At 62.7% G+C, this 16737-nt stretch carries 14 protein-coding genes; all 14 read right to left on the reverse strand.

Translation table 11 applies throughout. The features are described 5' to 3' along the window. Positions 1 to 142: 142 nt before the first annotated feature. The gene (locus GMST_RS16825; protein ID WP_183355861.1) at positions 143 to 691 is read right to left on the reverse strand and encodes a 2-oxoacid:acceptor oxidoreductase family protein; all 549 of its coding nucleotides are present in this window, start codon (positions 689 to 691) and stop codon (positions 143 to 145) included. Between the two features lie 20 nt (positions 692 to 711). Next, positions 712 to 1524: a 2-oxoacid:ferredoxin oxidoreductase subunit beta gene (locus GMST_RS16830; RefSeq protein ID WP_183355862.1), complete on the reverse strand. Its 813-nt coding sequence runs from the start codon at positions 1522 to 1524 to the stop codon at positions 712 to 714. A 1-nt stretch (position 1525) separates the two neighbouring features. Further along, on the reverse strand, positions 1526 to 2659 hold the full coding sequence (locus tag GMST_RS16835; RefSeq protein ID WP_183355863.1) for a 2-oxoacid:acceptor oxidoreductase subunit alpha: 1134 nt from the start codon (positions 2657 to 2659) through the stop codon (positions 1526 to 1528). Between the two features lie 21 nt (positions 2660 to 2680). Continuing rightward, positions 2681 to 2875, reverse strand: a complete 195-nt coding sequence (locus GMST_RS16840; protein WP_015836638.1) for a 4Fe-4S binding protein — start codon at positions 2873 to 2875, stop codon at positions 2681 to 2683. A 177-nt stretch (positions 2876 to 3052) separates the two neighbouring features. After that, on the reverse strand, positions 3053 to 4006 hold the full coding sequence (mdh, locus tag GMST_RS16845) for a malate dehydrogenase (RefSeq protein WP_183355864.1): 954 nt from the start codon (positions 4004 to 4006) through the stop codon (positions 3053 to 3055). A gap of 124 nt (positions 4007 to 4130) precedes the next feature. Beyond that, positions 4131 to 6356, reverse strand: a complete 2226-nt coding sequence (locus GMST_RS16850) for an NADP-dependent isocitrate dehydrogenase (RefSeq protein ID WP_183355865.1) — start codon at positions 6354 to 6356, stop codon at positions 4131 to 4133. A gap of 586 nt (positions 6357 to 6942) precedes the next feature. Next, positions 6943 to 7659, reverse strand: coding sequence for a LysM peptidoglycan-binding domain-containing protein (locus GMST_RS16855; protein ID WP_183355866.1), 717 nt, complete (start codon positions 7657 to 7659; stop codon positions 6943 to 6945). 3 nt (positions 7660 to 7662) lie between these two features. Then, the gene (aspS, locus tag GMST_RS16860) at positions 7663 to 9444 is read right to left on the reverse strand and encodes an aspartate--tRNA ligase (protein ID WP_183355867.1); all 1782 of its coding nucleotides are present in this window, start codon (positions 9442 to 9444) and stop codon (positions 7663 to 7665) included. 264 nt (positions 9445 to 9708) lie between these two features. Beyond that, positions 9709 to 10434 carry a FadR/GntR family transcriptional regulator gene (locus tag GMST_RS16865; protein ID WP_183355868.1) on the reverse strand — a complete coding sequence of 242 codons (726 nt, stop codon included), beginning with the start codon at positions 10432 to 10434 and terminating at the stop codon, positions 9709 to 9711. Between the two features lie 103 nt (positions 10435 to 10537). Then, positions 10538 to 11779, reverse strand: coding sequence for a (Fe-S)-binding protein (locus GMST_RS16870; protein ID WP_183355869.1), 1242 nt, complete (start codon positions 11777 to 11779; stop codon positions 10538 to 10540). Between the two features lie 142 nt (positions 11780 to 11921). Next, positions 11922 to 13295, reverse strand: coding sequence for an FAD-binding oxidoreductase (locus tag GMST_RS16875; protein WP_183355870.1), 1374 nt, complete (start codon positions 13293 to 13295; stop codon positions 11922 to 11924). A 119-nt stretch (positions 13296 to 13414) separates the two neighbouring features. Continuing rightward, positions 13415 to 14104 carry an LrgB family protein gene (locus GMST_RS16880; protein WP_183355871.1) on the reverse strand — a complete coding sequence of 230 codons (690 nt, stop codon included), beginning with the start codon at positions 14102 to 14104 and terminating at the stop codon, positions 13415 to 13417. Further along, the gene (locus GMST_RS16885; RefSeq protein WP_183355872.1) at positions 14101 to 14466 is read right to left on the reverse strand and encodes a CidA/LrgA family protein; all 366 of its coding nucleotides are present in this window, start codon (positions 14464 to 14466) and stop codon (positions 14101 to 14103) included. The genes GMST_RS16880 and GMST_RS16885 overlap by 4 nt, the downstream gene beginning before the upstream one ends. 92 nt (positions 14467 to 14558) lie before the next feature. After that, complete coding sequence (locus GMST_RS16890) at positions 14559 to 16508, reverse strand: L-lactate permease (protein WP_183355873.1); 1950 nt, start codon at positions 16506 to 16508, stop codon at positions 14559 to 14561. Between the last annotated feature and the right edge of the window lie 229 nt (positions 16509 to 16737).

Here is a 16737-nt window from a genome sequence, read left to right on the forward strand (position 1 = left end):
TTAGGCTGAGAGTTACCCCTTTATAGCCGATTGGCGGGAAAAGTACAACACCCCCCTGCCCTGCCCCGTGAAACAAGAAAAGGCCCGGCAAACTACGCCGGGCCCTCTCTTAGCTGGTGCCATTTCCGGTACTGCCGAAAAACTAGGCCTTTGCTGCCACGGCCTTGTCGTAACCCATGTTGAAGGCCTTCTTGTTCAGCTCCAGGAAGGCCTCCGGCACGCGGGCCAGAACCGCCTTCTCGGCGCTCTCCTTGGTAACCACGCCGGTCAGTGCCACCATGGCACCCAAGGCCACGATGTTCGCGACGATCTCACGGCCAACTTCGTTCTTGGCGGTGTTGATGATCGGGAAGGCGACGGTCTTGAATTTCCCCGGGGGGACGTTTTTGACCAGGTCGGAGTCGATCAGGAGTACCCCGCCCTCTTTCAGGTCATGGGAATACTTGTCGGCCGCTTCCTGGGTAAGCGCGAGGAGCGCGTCCACGACGGTCGCCTTCGGGTAGTCGATGAAGTCGTCGGAGACGATGACCTCGGACTTGGAAGCGCCACCGCGAGCCTCAGGGCCGTAGCTCTGGGACTGGACGGCCTGCTTCCCGTCGTAGATCGAGGCGGCCTCGGCCATGATCACCCCTGCAAGGATGAGCCCCTGCCCGCCAGCCCCGGAAAATCTGATTTCGTATCTTTGTGACATCTGATTCTCTCCTTTTACGCTTACTTCTGGGCGCGTGCGATGACTTTGGCGTACTCGCCGGTGTAGTGGGGACGCTCTTCCTTGTACAGAACACCGGTGATGACCTTGCCTTCCAGCTGCTCGGCGCTCATCTTCTCGGCGGCCTTGATGGGAACCGCGATCTCTTTCAGGCGGTTCATCATCTCGATGACGGACTTGAACTTGTTGCGGCGACCGTAGGTGGTCGGGCAGTCGTCCAGGATCTCGACCACGGAGAAGCCCTTGTGCTGGATCGCCTCGACGATCAGCTTGTCGATCTGGGTCGCGTGGTAGGCGGTGCCGCGGGCCACGAAGGTGGCGCCGGCGCCGATGGCGAGCTTGGCGACGTCGAAGGCGGGGTCCGGGTTCCCGTAGGGGGTGGTGGACGCCTTGGCACCGGTCGGGGTGCACGGGGAGAACTGGCCGCCGGTCATCCCGTAGATGTTGTTGTTCATGATGATGTAGGTCATGTCGATGTTGCGGCGGCAGGCGTGGATGAAGTGGTTGCCGCCGATTGCGGTACCGTCGCCGTCGCCGCCCACCAGGATGACGTTCATTTCGGGCTTGGCCATCTTGACGCCGGTGGCGAAGGCGGCAGCGCGGCCGTGGGCGGTGTGCAGGGTGCAGAAGTCCATGTAGCCGGGCAGACGCGAGGCGCAGCCGATGCCGGAGACGATCGCGGTGTTGTTCTTGTCCAGGCCCAGGGTGTCGATGGCGCGGATCATACCCTTCATGACGATGCCGTGGCCGCAGCCCGGGCACCAGATATGCGGGAGCTTACCGGGACGGATGTACTTATCGTAATCAAAAGCCATGTTACTTGACCTCCTTGATCTTTTCGAGGATCTGCCCCGGATTGATCGGCTCACCATCGACGCGGAAGATACCGACCACCTCGGTCTTGCCTTCGGCGCAGCGCTTCACTTCGCCGGTGCACATGCCCAGGTTCATCTCCGGGGTGATGATGCGCTTCACCTTGCCGGCCAAGGCCGCGATCTGCTTGTCGGGGAAGGGCCAGAAGGTCTTGATGCGGAACAGGCCGGCCTTGATCCCCTGCTTGCGGGCTTCGTTGACGGCGAAGCGGGCGGAGCGGGAGGTGGAGCCGAAGGCGACGATGGCGACGTCGGCATCGGCCAGCTCGTACTCTTCGAAGGTGACGATGTCGTCGAGGTTGGCGTCGACCTTGCGGATCTGGCGCTCCTCTTCGGCCTGCACCCAGGCTGCCTTGGTGGTCGGGAAGCCGTCCTGGCCCTTGTTCAGGCCGGTCACGTGGAAGCGGTACTCGGTGCCGAAGGCGGCCAGCGGGGGGACGTCGCCGAAGCTGGTGTCGTAGGGCTTGTATTCGGCCGGGGAGACGCTCGGCGCGGTGCGGTTCACGACTTCCAGCTCGCCCGGCTCGGGGAACACGATGCGCTCGCGCATGTGCGCCACGATCTCGTCGGGCATCACCATGACCGGCATGCGGTATTTCTCGGCCAGGTTGAAGGCGCGTACGGTCTCTTCGAAGAGCTCCTGCACGGAGGCCGGGGTGAGGCAGATGGCGGCGTGGTCACCGTGGGTGCCCCATTTGGCGCACATCACGTCGGACTGCGACGGGCCGGTCGGCATGCCGGTGGACGGGCCGCCGCGCATCACGTTGACGATGACGCAGGGGGTCTCGGCGATGCAGGCGTAACCGATCAGCTCCTGCTTTAAGGAAAGGCCGGGGCCGGAGGTCGCGGTCAGTACCTTGGCACCGGTCAGCGACGCGCCGATAACGGACGCCATGGCGCCGATCTCGTCTTCCATCTGGATAAATTTTCCGCCTATTTTCGGCAGCTCGTTGGACATCACCTCGGCTACCTCGGTAGACGGGGTGATGGGATAACCGCCGAAGAAGGTGCAGCCGGCGTACAGTGCACCTTGCGCGGCAGCTTCGTTCCCCTGAAGGAATGCAACTTTTTTAGCCACTTTCGTACCTCCTAAAGATGATTAAGCAGAAACTTTGATCGCGAAGTCAGGGCAGCGAAGTTCGCACTGCATGCACTTGATGCACGCCTCCAGGTTCTTGACGCTGGCGACAAACCCTTTCATTTCCAGAACCTTGGTCGGGCAGAACTCCACACAGATATGGCACCCTTTGCAGTACTTCTCGATGATCTCGATTGTAGGCAGTTTTTTCTCCATCCACGTAGCTCCTTTGGCGTAAATGCCCTTTCAGGCTGGCAAATGCTGTGTTTGTAGCACATCCTGTATACAAAATGCAAGTAAATGTGACTTAACGTACGACTTTTCCTGCCTTTTTCTCGTAAAAAAAGGGTAAGGAGGTGGCCTCCTTACCCCCGGTACAACTGAGTCAAACCGTTATTTCATGGAGCCAACCAGTTCCTTCACGGCTGCTACCGACTTGTCCATCATGGCCTGCTCTTCTGCGTCGAGTTTGAACTCGAGGATCTTCTCCACGCCGCCGGCACCCAGGACGCAGGGAACGCCGACGTAGTAGCCGGAGACGCCGAACTCGCCCTGCAGGAAGGCGCAGGTCGGAAGCACGCGCTTGGAGTCCTTCAGGATCGACTCGGCCATCGCGATGGCGGAGGAAGCCGGGGAGTAGAAGGCAGAGCCGGTCTTCAAAAGGGCCACCACTTCGCCGCCTGCACCGCGGGTGCGCTTGACCATGGCAGCCATAACTTCCTGTGCCTTCTCTTTGCTCTTGTACTTGTTCTCGAGCAGTTCCATGACCGGGATGCCGTTCACGGAGGCGTAACGCACCAGCGGCACCATGTCGTCGCCGTGGCCGCCCAGGGTCATGGCGTTAACGTCCTTGACGGAGACGCCCAGTTCCCAGGCGATGAAGGCCTTGAAGCGAGCGGAGTCGAGTACGCCTGCCTGGCCGATGACGCGGTTGTAGGGGAAGCCGGTGACCTTCTGGCACAGGGTGACCATGGCGTCCAGCGGGTTGGAGATGACGATAACGAAGGCGTTGGGGGCGTTGGCCTTGATCCCTTCGGCGACGCTGGTCATGATCTTGGAGTTGACCTCGATCAGGTCGTCGCGGCTCATGCCCGGTTTGCGCGGCAGACCGGCGGTTACGATGACCACGTCGGAGCCGGCGATGTCTTCGTAGCTGTTGGTGCCTTTCAGGCAGACGTCGTAACCGTCTACCGGTGCAGCCTCGGCGATGTCGAGCATCTTGCCCTGCGGCAGGCCTTCCACGATGTCGAAGAGTACCACGTCACCCAGTTCACGCAGAGCGCAGAGCTGAGCCAAAACGCCGCCAATCTGTCCACCACCGATAAGTGCGATCTTCTTACGTGCCATGTTTTCATCCTCCGTTTAAGAAATGGTTTTTGTCTTCCAGTGCATAAAAAAGCGTGAACTTTCGGGTCTGACCGGGTTATGCAGTAAACCCCGCAGGAACCTTGGCTCCTGCGGGGATCGAGTACTAGTTGATGGAGTTGATGATGGCGTTTAAGGTCGCGCTGGGACGCATGGCCGCTTCGGTCTTGGCATCGTTCGGGTGGTAGTAACCGCCCATGTCGACCGGCTTGCCCTGGGCGCCGATCAGCTCGGCGTTGATCTTCTCCTCGTTTTTCTGCAGCTCGGCTGCGACCTTGGCGAACTTGGCAGCCAGCTCCTTGTCCTTGGTCTGGGCGGCAACCGCCTCGGCCCAGTACATGGCGAGGTAGAAGTGGGAACCGCGGTTGTCGATCTGGCCCACCTTACGTGCCGGGTTCTTGTTCTGATCCAGGAACTTGGTGTTGGCCTGGTCGAGGGTGTCGGCAAGAAGCTGCGCCTTCTCGTTTTTGAAGGTGGCGGCCAGGTGCTCGAGCGAGACGGCCAGGGCCAGGAACTCGCCCAGGGAGTCCCACCTGAGGTAGCCTTCCTGCTGGAACTGCTGCACGTGCTTGGGAGCGGAGCCGCCCGCGCCGGTCTCGAAGAGGCCGCCGCCGGCCAAAAGCGGCACGATGGAGAGCATCTTCGCAGAGGTGCCCAGCTCGAGGATGGGGAACAGGTCGGTCAGGTAATCCCTCAGTGCGTTGCCGGTGCAGGTGATGGTGTCCTGGCCAGCCTTGGCGCGCTTGCAGGCGAAGAGCATCGCGTCGACCGGTTTCATGATCTGGATGTCGAGGCCGGTGGTGTCGTGGTTCTTCAGGTACTTCTCGACCTTCTTGATCATCTCGGCGTCGTGGGCGCGGGCCTTGTCCAGCCAGAAGATGGCCGGTGCGCCGGTGGCGCGGGCGCGGCTTACCGCCAGCTTGACCCAGTCCTGGATCGGCAGATCTTTGGCCTGGCAGCCGCGGTAGATGTCGCCCCCTTCAACCTGGTGCTCGAAAAGGGTCTTGCCCGAGGCGTCAACCACGCGCACCGTGCCGTCGGCCGGCACCTTGAAGGTCTTGTCGTGGGAGCCGTACTCTTCCGCCTTCTGCGCCATGAGGCCCACGTTGGAGGTAGCACCCATGGTGGTGGGGTCGAACTGGCCGTTTGCCTTGCAGAAGTCGATGGCCACCTGGTACCACTCGGAGTAGCTGGTGTCGGGGATGACGCACTTCACGTCGTGCAGCTTGCCGTCCGGGCCCCACATCCCGCCGGAGTCGCGCACCACGACCGGCATGGAAGCGTCGATGATGATGTCATTGCTGGCGTGCAGGTTGGTGATCCCTTTGTCGGAGTCGACCATGGCCAGCTTCGGGCGCTTGGCGTAGACCGCCTGGATGTCGGCTTCGATCTCGGCCTTCTTCTCAGCAGGGAGCTTGTCCAGCTTCTTGTAGAGGTCGCCCAGACCGAGGTCCGCGTTGACGCCCAGCTCCTTGAAGGTGGCGGCGTGCTTGGCGAAGACGTCCTCGAAGAACACGGTGACGAAGTGGCCGAACATGATGGGGTCGGAGATCTTCATCATGGTCGCCTTGAGGTGCACGGAGAACAGCACGTCCTGCTTCTTGGCGTCCTCGATCTGCTCGGCGATGAATTTGCGCAGTGCCTTGGCGCTCATGAACGTGCCGTCGAACACCTCGCCTGCCTGCAGGGCGAGTTTCTCCTTGAGGACCTGCACCTTGCCGTCCTTACCGACGAACTCGATGTTCACGGTGGTGGCGTTCTCGATGGTGGTGGACTTCTCGTGGTGGAAGAAGTCGCCGGCGGTCATGTGAGAGACGTGGGTCTTGCAATCCGGTTTCCAGGCGCCCATCTTGTGCGGGTGCTTCTTGGCGTATTCCTTGACCGCCTTGGCAACGCGGCGGTCGGAGTTCCCTTCGCGCAGCACCGGGTTGACGGCGGAGCCGAGCACCTTGGCGAAGCGGGCGGCCAGGGCCTTCTCTTCTTCGGTCTTGGGGTCTTCCGGGTACTCGGGGATGTCGTAACCCTGGCTTTTGAGTTCGGCGATGGCGGCTTTGAGCTGCGGGATCGAGGCGGAGACGTTCGGAAGCTTGATGATGTTGGCTTCCAGCTTCTGGGTCAGCTCACCCAGGTAGGAGAGCTCGTCGGCAATCTTCTGCTCCGGAGTCAGTTTCTCGGGGAAGTTTGCGATGATACGACCAGCGAGGGAGATGTCCCTGGTTTCCACTTCGACACCGGCTGCCTTGGTGAAGGCGTTAACGATGGGGAGCAGCGAGTAAGTAGCCAGCGCGGGCGCTTCATCAATCTTGGTCCAGACGATCTTTGACGTAGTCATTCTTCTCTCCTTGGCTTTTTTTGTTCCGAATCCTACGATCCTTCATGAGAGGACATCCGAGCTCAGCTGTCAGCGCCGTCGATGAGGCCTGCGCACCGGGGATCTTCCCTTCACGTAAACACAAAACGTCGCTCCAATTTGGGCCCCCTCGCCTTTCGGCGGGGCCGGAACCGGTGCAACTCATTAACGCAAGGATTATGGCAAGTTAGCAGAAAATTCCGGGCCTGCAAATTTTGTATACAGTATACAAATCGGTTTTCAGTGTCAAGCTAAAATCTTGGCGGGAACTTATGCGTGGGGCAAAATGAAGCGGGCGTGAGGAGCAGGCGGGGTGAAACGAGGATAATGACGTGTTTTTGAATGACTTTGACCGGAGTAAACCCGGGTTCGCAAGGCGTCGTGACCGGGATCTCAGCTAACGGTTTGGGCGCGTTTTTTTCAGCCTGTGTGCCCCCCTAACCTGCACGTCGAACCGGTCGAAAAAGAGCCGCCGGATTCACTCCTCTGGAGAGCAGTTCGTAACAAAAAAAGGTCAAGGCCAAGCGTGTGCAGTTCTCCCAACCTCAACCTCAACCTCGACCTGTTTTCAGTGCAGCGGCTTCTCCTGGGCGAAGCGGCGCGCCTCGTAGATGTCGTCGCGGCCCAGGTTGCGCGGAATGCGCAGCACCTGCCCCGGCCAGATGTGGCGCGGGTCGCTGATCTGGTCCCGGTTGGCGCGGTACAGCAGCGGCCAGAGGTTCCGGTCGCCGTAGACTTCGGCCTGCGCCGCGATGAGCGGCAGCGATTCGCCGCGGCGCACCGTGTAGCTGGAAACCAGGACCCGCTCGCGCACCGACTTTGCCTTGCGGCGTTCCGCCTCGGCGGCCTCCTTGCGGGCGAGCGCCTCGGCCTCCGCCTTGGCCTCCGCCTCGGCACGTGCCTTGGCCAGCCGCTCTTCCTCTTCCCTGGCCCGCTTGAGCAGTTCAGCCTTCTTCTGCTCGTCGGCGCGGCGCTGTTCCGCCTCGCGGCGCGCCAGCTCACCTCCCACCTCGCGCTCAAGGAGGATCCCCTTTTGGATCGCCAGGAGGAAGAAGCGGTCCGCCTCGCGGTACTCCTCGTCAAGAAGCAGCGCCTCGCCGCGATCGAAGGCCTCAGAGGTGCTCTTCATCTCGGCGGGGTAAAGCCCGGCCGCCCCTTCCCGCTTGATGCGGTCCAGGACGGCCAGGGCCTCGCTGTGGTAACGCGGCGGCTGGGTGGCGCAGGCGCACAGGGATGCCAGCAAAGCCAGCAGTATGAGGTAGCACCAGGCCCTCACAAGGCGCATCCGCTACTTCTGTGCCAGACGGATGCCGAGCTCGCGCAGCTGCAGGGTATCGACCGACGAGGGTGCCTCGGACATGAGGCAAGCGCCCTTCTGGGTCTTCGGGAAGGCGATGACGTCGCGGATCGAATCGGAACCGGTCAAAAGCATCATGAGGCGGTCCATGCCGAAGGCGATGCCGCCGTGCGGCGGGGTGCCGTACTCCAGGGCGTCCAGGAGGAAGCCGAACTTGGAGCGGGCGCTCTCCTCGGAAAGGCCGAGCATCTTGAACATGAGCGACTGCACCTCTTCCTGGTGGATCCTGATGGAACCGCCGCCGATCTCGTTGCCGTTCAAGACCAGGTCGTAGGCCTTGGCGCGGCAGCGGCCCGGATCGCTCTCCACGTACGGGAGGTCCTCATCCATGGGGGCGGTGAAGGGGTGGTGCACGGCGCACCAGCGGTTGCTCTCCTCATCCCACTCAAGCAGCGGGAAGTCGGTGATCCAGACGAAGCGGTACTCATCGCGGTTGTAGAGTTCCATCTTGGCGCCCAGGAGGTTCCTGAGCTTGCCGAGCGCGTCGTTGACCACCTTCGGCTTGTCGGCCACGAAGAGGAGCAGGTCCCCTTCCTCGGCGCCGAAGGCCTTGTCCATGGTGGCGATCTCTTCCGGGGTGAAGAACTTGGCGATCGGGGACTGCCAGCCGTCCGCGGTGACCTTCACGTAGGCCAGGCCCTTCGCGCCGTAGATCTTGGTGAACTCGGTGAAGTCGTCGATGTCCTTGCGGGAGAAGGAGCCGCCGCCCTTCACGTTCATCCCCTTCACGATGCCGCCGGAGGCCGCCACATCGGCGAAGACCTTGAAGCCGGAGTTCTTCACGATGTCGGTGAGCTTCACCAGCTCGAGGCCGAAGCGCAGGTCCGGGTTGTCCACCCCGAAGCGGTCCATCGCCTCCTGGTAGGTCATGCGCTGGATCGGGAGCTGCACCTTGGCCCCCTTCGCCTCGGAGAAGATCTTGGCCATGAGCCCTTCCATGATCGTGATGATGTCTTCGCGATCGATGAAGGACATCTCGCAGTCGATCTGGGTGAACTCGGGCTGGCGGTCGGCGCGCAGGTCCTCGTCGCGGAAGCAGCGCACGATCTGGAAGTAGCGGTCGAAGCCGGAGACCATGAGGATCTGCTTGAAGATCTGCGGGGACTGGGGAAGCGCGTAGAACTCACCCTTGGAGATGCGCGAGGGGACCAGGAAGTCGCGGGCGCCTTCCGGGGTCGATTTGGTCAGGAACGGGGTCTCCAGCTCCAGGAAGCCGTGCTCGGTCAGGTAGGAGCGGGTGAGCTGGGCCACTTTGGAGCGCAGGATCAGGTTGTGCTGCAGGGTTCCGGTCCTCAGATCGAGGTAGCGGTACTTGAGGCGGATATTCTCGTTCACCTCGACGAAACCGTCCAGGGTGAAGGGGAGCGCCTTGGAGGGGTTCAAAAGCTTGCACTCGCTGACCAGGATCTCCACCTCACCGGTTTTCATCTTGGGGTTCACGGTACCTTCGGGGCGGGCGGCCACGATTCCCTTGATGGCGAGCACGAACTCGCTGCGGGCGGACTCCGCCTTGGCGTGGGCCTCGGGGGAGCGCTCCGGGTCGAAGACGATCTGGGCGACGCCGTCCCTGTCACGCAGGTCGACGAAGATGAGACCACCGTGGTCGCGCCGTTTGGAGACCCAGCCCATGAGGACGACTTCCTGCCCGATGTGACTGCTTCTCAGTTCGCCACAATAACTGGTGCGCTTCCAATCTCCCAGAAAATCTATCATTACAAAACCCTCCTTGGTTTATCTGCAGGAAATCGGGTAACTATACCCAAAAAGCCCCCCGGCATCAACCAAAACCTGCGCGGCGGTGATCTGGATGCGGCTTGAGTCAAAGAGAAAGGCCCGACAGTGTGGCGCCGGGCCTTTCTCTTTGTACGAAAGTAGCTGCTAAAGCTCGTGGACTGACTAGTGACAGCTCCCCGAGAGCACCGGGGGGTGAGCCGAACCTGAAGACGGATCGAGCAGTCCCCCCAGCAAGGCGCTGGTTCAGGGCTCGCCGCCGCGCATCGAGACGTAGGCGCTGCAGCGTTTTTGGGCGAAGGTCAGGTGCTCCATCATCGCCATGCGGGCGCCGTCCGGGTTACGCACCAGGATCATCTCGTAGATGCGCCGGTGGTGCTCGTAGAGCAGGCGCTGGTCCTCTTCGGTGAGGTAGACCGCACGCCAGACGTCGCGCTGGAACTCCTGCATGGCGTCGAAGATGCTCTGCATCATGTGGGACCAGACTACGTTGTGGGTGGCCCGGGCGATCACCATGTGGAAGTGGGCGTCCAGGTCCTCGGATTGCTTGAGCCCCTCGAGGTTGGCCGCCATCCCCGCCACGATGGCCTCCAGGCGCCGGATATCCTCGGGGAGTGCGCGGCTCGCGGCGTACCAGGCGGTCCAGGATTCCATCCCCTGGCGCACCTCGATGACGTCGAGGGCCCGGTCGCCGTCGATGCGGATCAGCTTGGAGAGCGGCATCCCGGCGGGGCTCTCCACCAGGGAGCGCACCACCGTCCCACCTCCCTGGTAGCTCTCGACGAGGCCCGAGGAGGCCAGGGTGTTGATCGCCTCGCGCACCGAGGGGCGGGAGACCCCGAACATCTCGGCGAGCTCCCGCTCGGGGGGGAGCTTCTCGCCGGGATTGAACTCGCCGGCGAGGATCGAGGTGCGGATCTGCTCGGCGATCTGGGTGGAAACCTTCTTAGGTTTTATCGGTTTGAATATCATAAGCGCCACGGATACTACATTAGCGGGAGCAAAGCAACGCTTTTCTGCTCCCCGTATACGTTATCCAGAACAGCCTCCGGCGCCGTGACTGCACCGGTTTCCCCTACCCGTTCATACTCATCTGCAGCAGTTCGGTGAGGTGGATCACCTTCACCTGGGGGAGCTGTTCGGCCATCGCCTTTTTAAGCTGCAACAGGCACCCCGGGTTGCTGGTGACCAGGTAGTCGGCGCCGGTCTTCTCGACGTTGGCGAGCTTGCGCGCCAGCACCCGGTCCGACATCTCGGGTTTCTCGATGTTGTAGGTGCCGGCCGAGCCGCAGCAGGCGTCGGCCTCGGGGAGCTCCCTGAAGTCGATGCCGGGAACCAGGTTGATGAGCGCGCGCGGCTGGCTGCGGATCCCCTGGCAGTGGGCGATGTGGCAGGGGTCGTGGTAGGTCACCTTGAGGTTGAGCGGCTTCAGCTTCTCCTTGAGGGCGCCGGCCTCATTGGCCAGGATCTCGGAGATGTCGCGCACCTTGGAGCTGAAGGCGGTCGCTTTTGCCTCGCCGTCCAGGTGATGGCCGTACTTCTTGAGTTCCGCGCCGCAGCCGCCGCAGTCCGTCACGATGAAGTCGTAGGCATCCCCCTCGAAGAGGTCGGTGTTGAAGCGGGCGGCCTGCTTCACCCCCTCGAAGTCGTGCCCCAGCATGTTGGGGGCGCCGCAGCACTTCTGGTCCTTTGGGGTCACCACCTTGTAGCCCAGGGAGGAGAGGAGTTCGACGGTGGCGATGCTCGCCTCGGAGAAGATGAGGCTCATGACGCACCCGAGGAAGAACCCGACGGTCCCCTTCTCGGTCCCCTGGGCCGGGGTCACCTCGTCGATGGTCTTGCGCAGCGGCGCGCCGGGGAGCTTGGGCAACAGCCCCTCCATGCGCCCGAGGGCTGCCGGGAACATCTTCAAAAGCCCAAGGGAGCGCACCAGCTTCTGCAGTCCGGAGAGCTGGTAGAGCCTTAAGGGCGCGGTGGCGGCCTCCAGGCGGTCCGGGTGCGGCACCAGCTGGCGCAGGATGGCGTTTTCGATGATGGAGAGCCCCTGCCCCGCCTTCTTCTCGCAACGAAACTCCGCCACCAGCTCGCCGGCGTTCACCCCGCAGGGGCAGGCCGAGGCGCAGGCCTGGCAGTCCAGGCAGAGCGAGACGTACTCGAGGAACTGGTCGGTGTCGACGAGTTCCCCCTCCTGGAACTTGCGCACCAGGGCCACACGGCCGCGCGGCGAGGCGGTTTCCAGGAAGGTCTCCTTGTAGGTCGGGCAATGCGGCAGGCACATGCCGCAGCGCATGCAGTTGATCAGTTTTACGTAGTCCATGAAAAACCTCGATTTGGCCACGGAGGCACGGAGATCACGGAGTAACCCCTGAAGGTAAGACCTTAGGCCTTTGCCTTTCCCGCAGGTTTAAGCCGTTGCCTTTCTCCGTGTACTCGGTGTCTCCGTGGCAAAAATTGCCTGGTTAGAAGATCTTCCCCGGGTTCAGGATGCCGTTGGGGTCGAAGGCCCCCTTGATGCCGCGCATCACCTTGATGCCGGACTCGCCCACCAGCTTGGGGAGGTACTTCTTCTTGGCCACCCCCACCCCGTGCTCGCCGGTGATGGTGCCACCCATGGCGATGGTGGCGTCGAAGATCTCGCCGAACGCCGCGTGGGCGCGCTTGATCTCGTCCTGGTCGCGCTCGTCGGTGAGGCAGGTCGGGTGCAGGTTGCCGTCGCCGGCGTGGCCGAAGGTGCCGATGGTCAGGTTGTACTTCTTGGCGGTCTCCTGGATCAGCTTCACCATGGGGGCGATGCAGCTCCTCGGCACGGTGGCGTCCTCGAGGATGGTGGTCGGCTTCACCCGGGCCAGCGCGGAAAGCGCCACGCGGCGGGCAGTGGCAAGCTTCAGGGCCTCGTCGGCGCTCGCGGCGGTCTGGAAGTAGGAGCAGTGGTGACGTTCACAGATCTGGCGGATCCCTTCGGCATCCTCCTCGACCTGTGCGGGATGACCGTCCACCTCGATAAGCAGCACGGCGTCCACGTCGAGGGGGAGCCCCACGTGGGCGTAGTCCTCGACGCACTTGATGGTGACCCGGTCCAGGAACTCGAGGGTCGCCGGGATGATGCGCGCCGCGATGATGTGCGACACGGTGAGCGCGGCCTGCTCGAGCTGCGGGAAGTGCACCAGCATGGTCTTCTTGGTCTTCGGCTTGGGGATCAGCTTCACGGTGATCTCCCCGAAGACCCCCAGGGTCCCTTCGCTTGAGACCAGGAGCTGGTTCAGGTTGTACCCCGCCACATCCTTCACCACCTTCCCGCCGGTCTTCAGGATCTCGCCGTTGGCAAGCACCGTCTTAAGCCCCATCACGTAGTCGTCGGTGACCCCGTACTTGAGCCCCCTAAGCCCCCCCGAGTTCTCGGCGACGTTCCCCCCCATGGTGGAGATGTTCATCGAACCGGGATCGGGCGGGTAGAAGAGCCCCTTGGCCTCCACCTCGCGGTGCAGCGTGCTGGTGACCACCCCGGTCTCCACCGTCGCGGTCAGGTTCTCCTCGTCGATCTCCAGGATCCGGTTCATGCGGCTGGTCTGCAGGATGACGCCGGCATCGAAGGAGATGGAGCCGCCGGAGAGGTTGGTGCCTGAGCCGCGCGGGGTGACCCTGACGCCGGCATCGTGCGCGAGCGCCATGATGCGCGAGATCTCTTCCAGGTTCCCGGGAAGCACCACCACTCCGGGCTTGCTCTCGAGTTCGGGGGTTGAATCGTAGCCGTAGCAGGCGAGCGACTCCTTATCGGTCAAGGTATAGCTTTCGCCAACGATGTCGGTGAGCGCCTTGATGAAGGTCTTTTCCATGTCGGTTTCCTTTTTATGCTGCAGTCGTTAGTAACCAGCACAAGACAACGTTCGGTTTTGTACACCAGTTCCGGGGCCGCAGCCAGTGCAGCGGTCACCAAACCGGAGCATGCCGTCTCTCAGGGGAGGAGCAACGGCAGGTAGTACGGCGCGACGAGCGCGGTGAAAACGGCCGCGAGCGCCATGGCGACTCCACCCATGGCCCCGGCAGTCTCCCCTTCGAGGAGGGCAACCGCGGTCCCCTGCCCATGCGAGACGGTACCCAGGGCGAGACCGCGCGCCACCGGGTCCTTGACCCGCAGCGCGGTGAGGAGCGCTGGCCCCAGGATGGAGCCGATCATCCCGGTGGCAACCACGAAGGCCGCGGTAAGCGGCGGCTCGCCGCCGGAGAGCCGCGCGATCTCGACCGCGATGGGGACCGTTACCGACTTGGGGCCCAGTGAGATCAGGATGCCGCGTGCAAATCCCGCCACCCACCCGGCCCAGAGTACCGCCGCGATGGTGGCGAGCGAACCGGAGAGGACCCCGGCCAGGACCGGAAGCGCCTGACTTTTCAGCACCTGGCGGTTGTTGTAGAGCGGCAGCGCCAGGGCGACGGTCGCCGGCCCGAGGAGAAAGGTCATCGCCTCCTTGGCCGGCTGGTAATCGGCGAGCGTAGCGCCGGTCGCCTTGAGCGCGGCGATGATGACGAGGGTGCTCAAAAAGACCGGGTTCAAAAGCGGCTGGCGAAAGCGCATGAAGAGCGCCCGGGTGGCCAGGTAGCTCGCCAGGGTAGCGGCAACGCAGACGGCGAAGATCACGAGCTTCATCGCGGCGACCTCCCGTTTAAGGCCTGCACTGCAAGACCGGTCACCAGGACGCCGACCGCGGCGGCCACCACCAGGATGGCCAGGAGCGCCACGCCGCTTTGGCGCACCAGGGGACCGAAGGCCATAAGGCCAACCGAGATCGGGATGAAGAAGAAGGCGAAGTGCTTGAGGAGGAAGCCGCCGGCCACCTCGATGTGGGCCGGCTTCACGATGCCGGTGACGAGCAGGAGAAACATGAGGAGCATCCCCGCGACGTTCCCCGGCAAGGCCACGTGCAGCGCCTGGACCAGGAAGGTCCCCAGCCTGAATACGAGCCAAAGCAGAGCGCTTTGCCAGACTATGGCGAACAGGGTCTTGAGCATGTCGTGTCCTGGCGCGGCGGGCGCGGGAGTTTACGGAAAAAGCCTCCCCGGCGGCGTCACCGGGGAGGCGGAGCGTACTTGGACGACGGACCTTAGGGTACCATCCACGGGAAGACGTAGGCCTGGAGGGCGACGATGATCCCCATGAGCGTGGTCAGGAAGAGCGCGTGCTTCAGGGTGAAGCGGAACAGGTTCCCCTCCTCGCCTACCAGGCCGGTAGCAGCACAGGCGACGGCGATGGACTGCGGCGAGAGCATCTTGCCCATGACGCCACCGGAGGTGTTGGCGGCGCCGGTCAAAAGCGGGTTGAGACCCAACTGCTCGGCGGTTACCTTCTGCAGACCGCCGAAGAGCACGTTCGACGAGGTGTCGGAGCCGGTCAGGAAGACGCCGAGCATCCCGAGGAAGGGAGACAGGAACGGGAAGAGCGCGCCGGTCTTGGTGAAGGCCAGCCCCATGGAGGTGGTCATCCCCGAGGCGTTCATCACGAAGGCGAGGCCGACCACCGAGGCGACCGTGATCGCCGGGAAGCGCATGTCGTAGAGGGTCTTGCCGAGTACCTGGAAGAAGGCTCCGACCCCCACGCCGCAGATAAGGGCCGAGATAATGGCGGCGATCAGGATTGCGGTACCGGCGGCGGACATGAAGTTGAAGGTGAACTTGGCGGCAACCCTGGCCGGGATCTGCCCGCCGACTGCCTTGTCGAGCGCCTTGAAACGGGTCTTTTCCACCGCGTTGGAGGAGACCAGTTCCTTCTCCAGCTTCTGCAGCTCCTTGTTCTTCTTGTCGATCGAATCGAAGGCGGCCATGCGCTCCACGGTCAGGACCGATGCGCCGGCCGGCAGGGCCTGCTCGACGGCCTGGAACTTGTCCTCAAGGACCACCAGGTCGTTGAGTCCCGTGGCGAGCGCTGCCTGCTTGGGATCGGCGGCGGAGAGTTGCCCGGCCTGTTTGAGGATCTCGGCCTTCGCTGCGGCTATCTTCTTGATGCCATCCTCGGGCTTTGAGACGCTCTTCGCAATGGCGTTGTCGAGGCCGGAGATCGGGATCACCACCTTGCTCTTGTCGAGTGCGGTCTTAAGCGAGGGGATGCCCCAGATGAGCACCATGATGGTGAGCACCAGGTAGGGGGCCCAGGCGCGGAACACCTTGCCGCCCGAGTAGTTGTGGGTCTCTTTCCCCTTGGCCTCCGGCTCGTGGTCGAAGGTCCAGATGGTGGCCGGCTGCCAGAACTTGAGCAGGATGACCAGGGCGGCCAGGGTCAAAAGCGACGCGGTGACGTCCGGAAGGTAGGGGCCGATGTAGCTCGCGGTGCCCCACTGTGCGAAGGCGAAGGTGACGCCGCAGACGATGATGGCCGGCAGCACCTCGAGGGTCTTCTTCAAACCGACCATGATGAAGATGACGTAGAACGGGATGATGACGGAAACGAAGGGGAGCTGGCGCCCCACCATGGTGGAGAGCTTCATGAGCCCCGCATCGTCGTACCCCATGACGCCGGCGAGCGCCACGACCGGAATCCCGATGGCGCCGAAAGCGACCGGGGCGGTGTTGGCGATGAGGCAGATGGCCGCGGCGTAGAAGGGGCGGAAGCCGAGGCCGACCAGGGTTGCGCCCGCGATGGCGACCGGGGTGCCGAAGCCCGCGGCCCCCTCGATGAAGGCGCCGAAGCAGAAGGCGATCAGGAGTGCCTGCAGGCGCCGGTCGCTGGTGAGACCCGCAAGCGAAGCCCTGATGATCTCGAACTGCCCACCCTTAACCGTGATGTTGTAGAGGAGGATCGTGGTGACGACGATGTAGAAGACCGGGAAGAGACCGAAGGCGGCACCGTGCAGCGTGGCCAGGCCGGCCAGCTTCACCGGCATCTGCCAGACGAACACGGCGATGGCGATGGCGGAGGCGACTGCGAGAGGGCCCGCCTTGTGCGCCTTCATCTTGAAGACGGCAAGGCAGACAAAGATGACAACCAGAGGGATGGCGGCGATGAGCGCCGAGATCCCAAGACTTCCCGCTACCGGGGTGTAGCTCTGAATCCATGGCATGACAGTTCTCTCCTTTGTTCGTAATGCTGTTTATATAATGGCGGTTGGGGCAGCGTGCGCGTCATTGCTATCTACGACGGAAAACCCCGTGCTGCGGCGGTTTTCCGGGTATCTCCGATGCCTCCGCGCCGCCTGAGCCAGCAGGAGAGCCATTCAATCAAACCAGGTTATGCGGGACTGGTAAGACCAATTGCCATAATTTTAAAACACTGTCAAGATTTTTCGTCAA

The organism is Geomonas silvestris, from assembly GCF_014193515.1.
Taxonomy (GTDB): domain Bacteria; phylum Desulfobacterota; class Desulfuromonadia; order Geobacterales; family Geobacteraceae; genus Geomonas; species Geomonas silvestris.

What these genes read in the sequence shown, in the direction of transcription:
- GMST_RS16865 (WP_183355868.1), bottom strand. Translation starts at nt 10,434, where the DNA reads ATGATATTCAAACCGATAAAACCTAAGAAGGTTTCCACCCAGATCGCC.
- mdh (WP_183355864.1), bottom strand. Translation starts at nt 4,006, where the DNA reads ATGGCACGTAAGAAGATCGCACTTATCGGTGGTGGACAGATTGGCGGC.
- GMST_RS16850 (WP_183355865.1), bottom strand. Translation starts at nt 6,356, where the DNA reads ATGACTACGTCAAAGATCGTCTGGACCAAGATTGATGAAGCGCCCGCG.
- GMST_RS16880 (WP_183355871.1), bottom strand. Translation starts at nt 14,104, where the DNA reads ATGAAGCTCGTGATCTTCGCCGTCTGCGTTGCCGCTACCCTGGCGAGC.
- GMST_RS16825 (WP_183355861.1), bottom strand. Translation starts at nt 691, where the DNA reads ATGTCACAAAGATACGAAATCAGATTTTCCGGGGCTGGCGGGCAGGGG.
- GMST_RS16890 (WP_183355873.1), bottom strand. Translation starts at nt 16,508, where the DNA reads ATGCCATGGATTCAGAGCTACACCCCGGTAGCGGGAAGTCTTGGGATC.
- GMST_RS16840 (WP_015836638.1), bottom strand. Translation starts at nt 2,875, where the DNA reads ATGGAGAAAAAACTGCCTACAATCGAGATCATCGAGAAGTACTGCAAA.
- GMST_RS16870 (WP_183355869.1), bottom strand. Translation starts at nt 11,779, where the DNA reads ATGGACTACGTAAAACTGATCAACTGCATGCGCTGCGGCATGTGCCTG.
- GMST_RS16875 (WP_183355870.1), bottom strand. Translation starts at nt 13,295, where the DNA reads ATGGAAAAGACCTTCATCAAGGCGCTCACCGACATCGTTGGCGAAAGC.
- GMST_RS16885 (WP_183355872.1), bottom strand. Translation starts at nt 14,466, where the DNA reads ATGCTCAAGACCCTGTTCGCCATAGTCTGGCAAAGCGCTCTGCTTTGG.
- GMST_RS16855 (WP_183355866.1), bottom strand. Translation starts at nt 7,659, where the DNA reads ATGCGCCTTGTGAGGGCCTGGTGCTACCTCATACTGCTGGCTTTGCTG.
- GMST_RS16830 (WP_183355862.1), bottom strand. Translation starts at nt 1,524, where the DNA reads ATGGCTTTTGATTACGATAAGTACATCCGTCCCGGTAAGCTCCCGCAT.
- aspS (WP_183355867.1), bottom strand. Translation starts at nt 9,444, where the DNA reads ATGATAGATTTTCTGGGAGATTGGAAGCGCACCAGTTATTGTGGCGAA.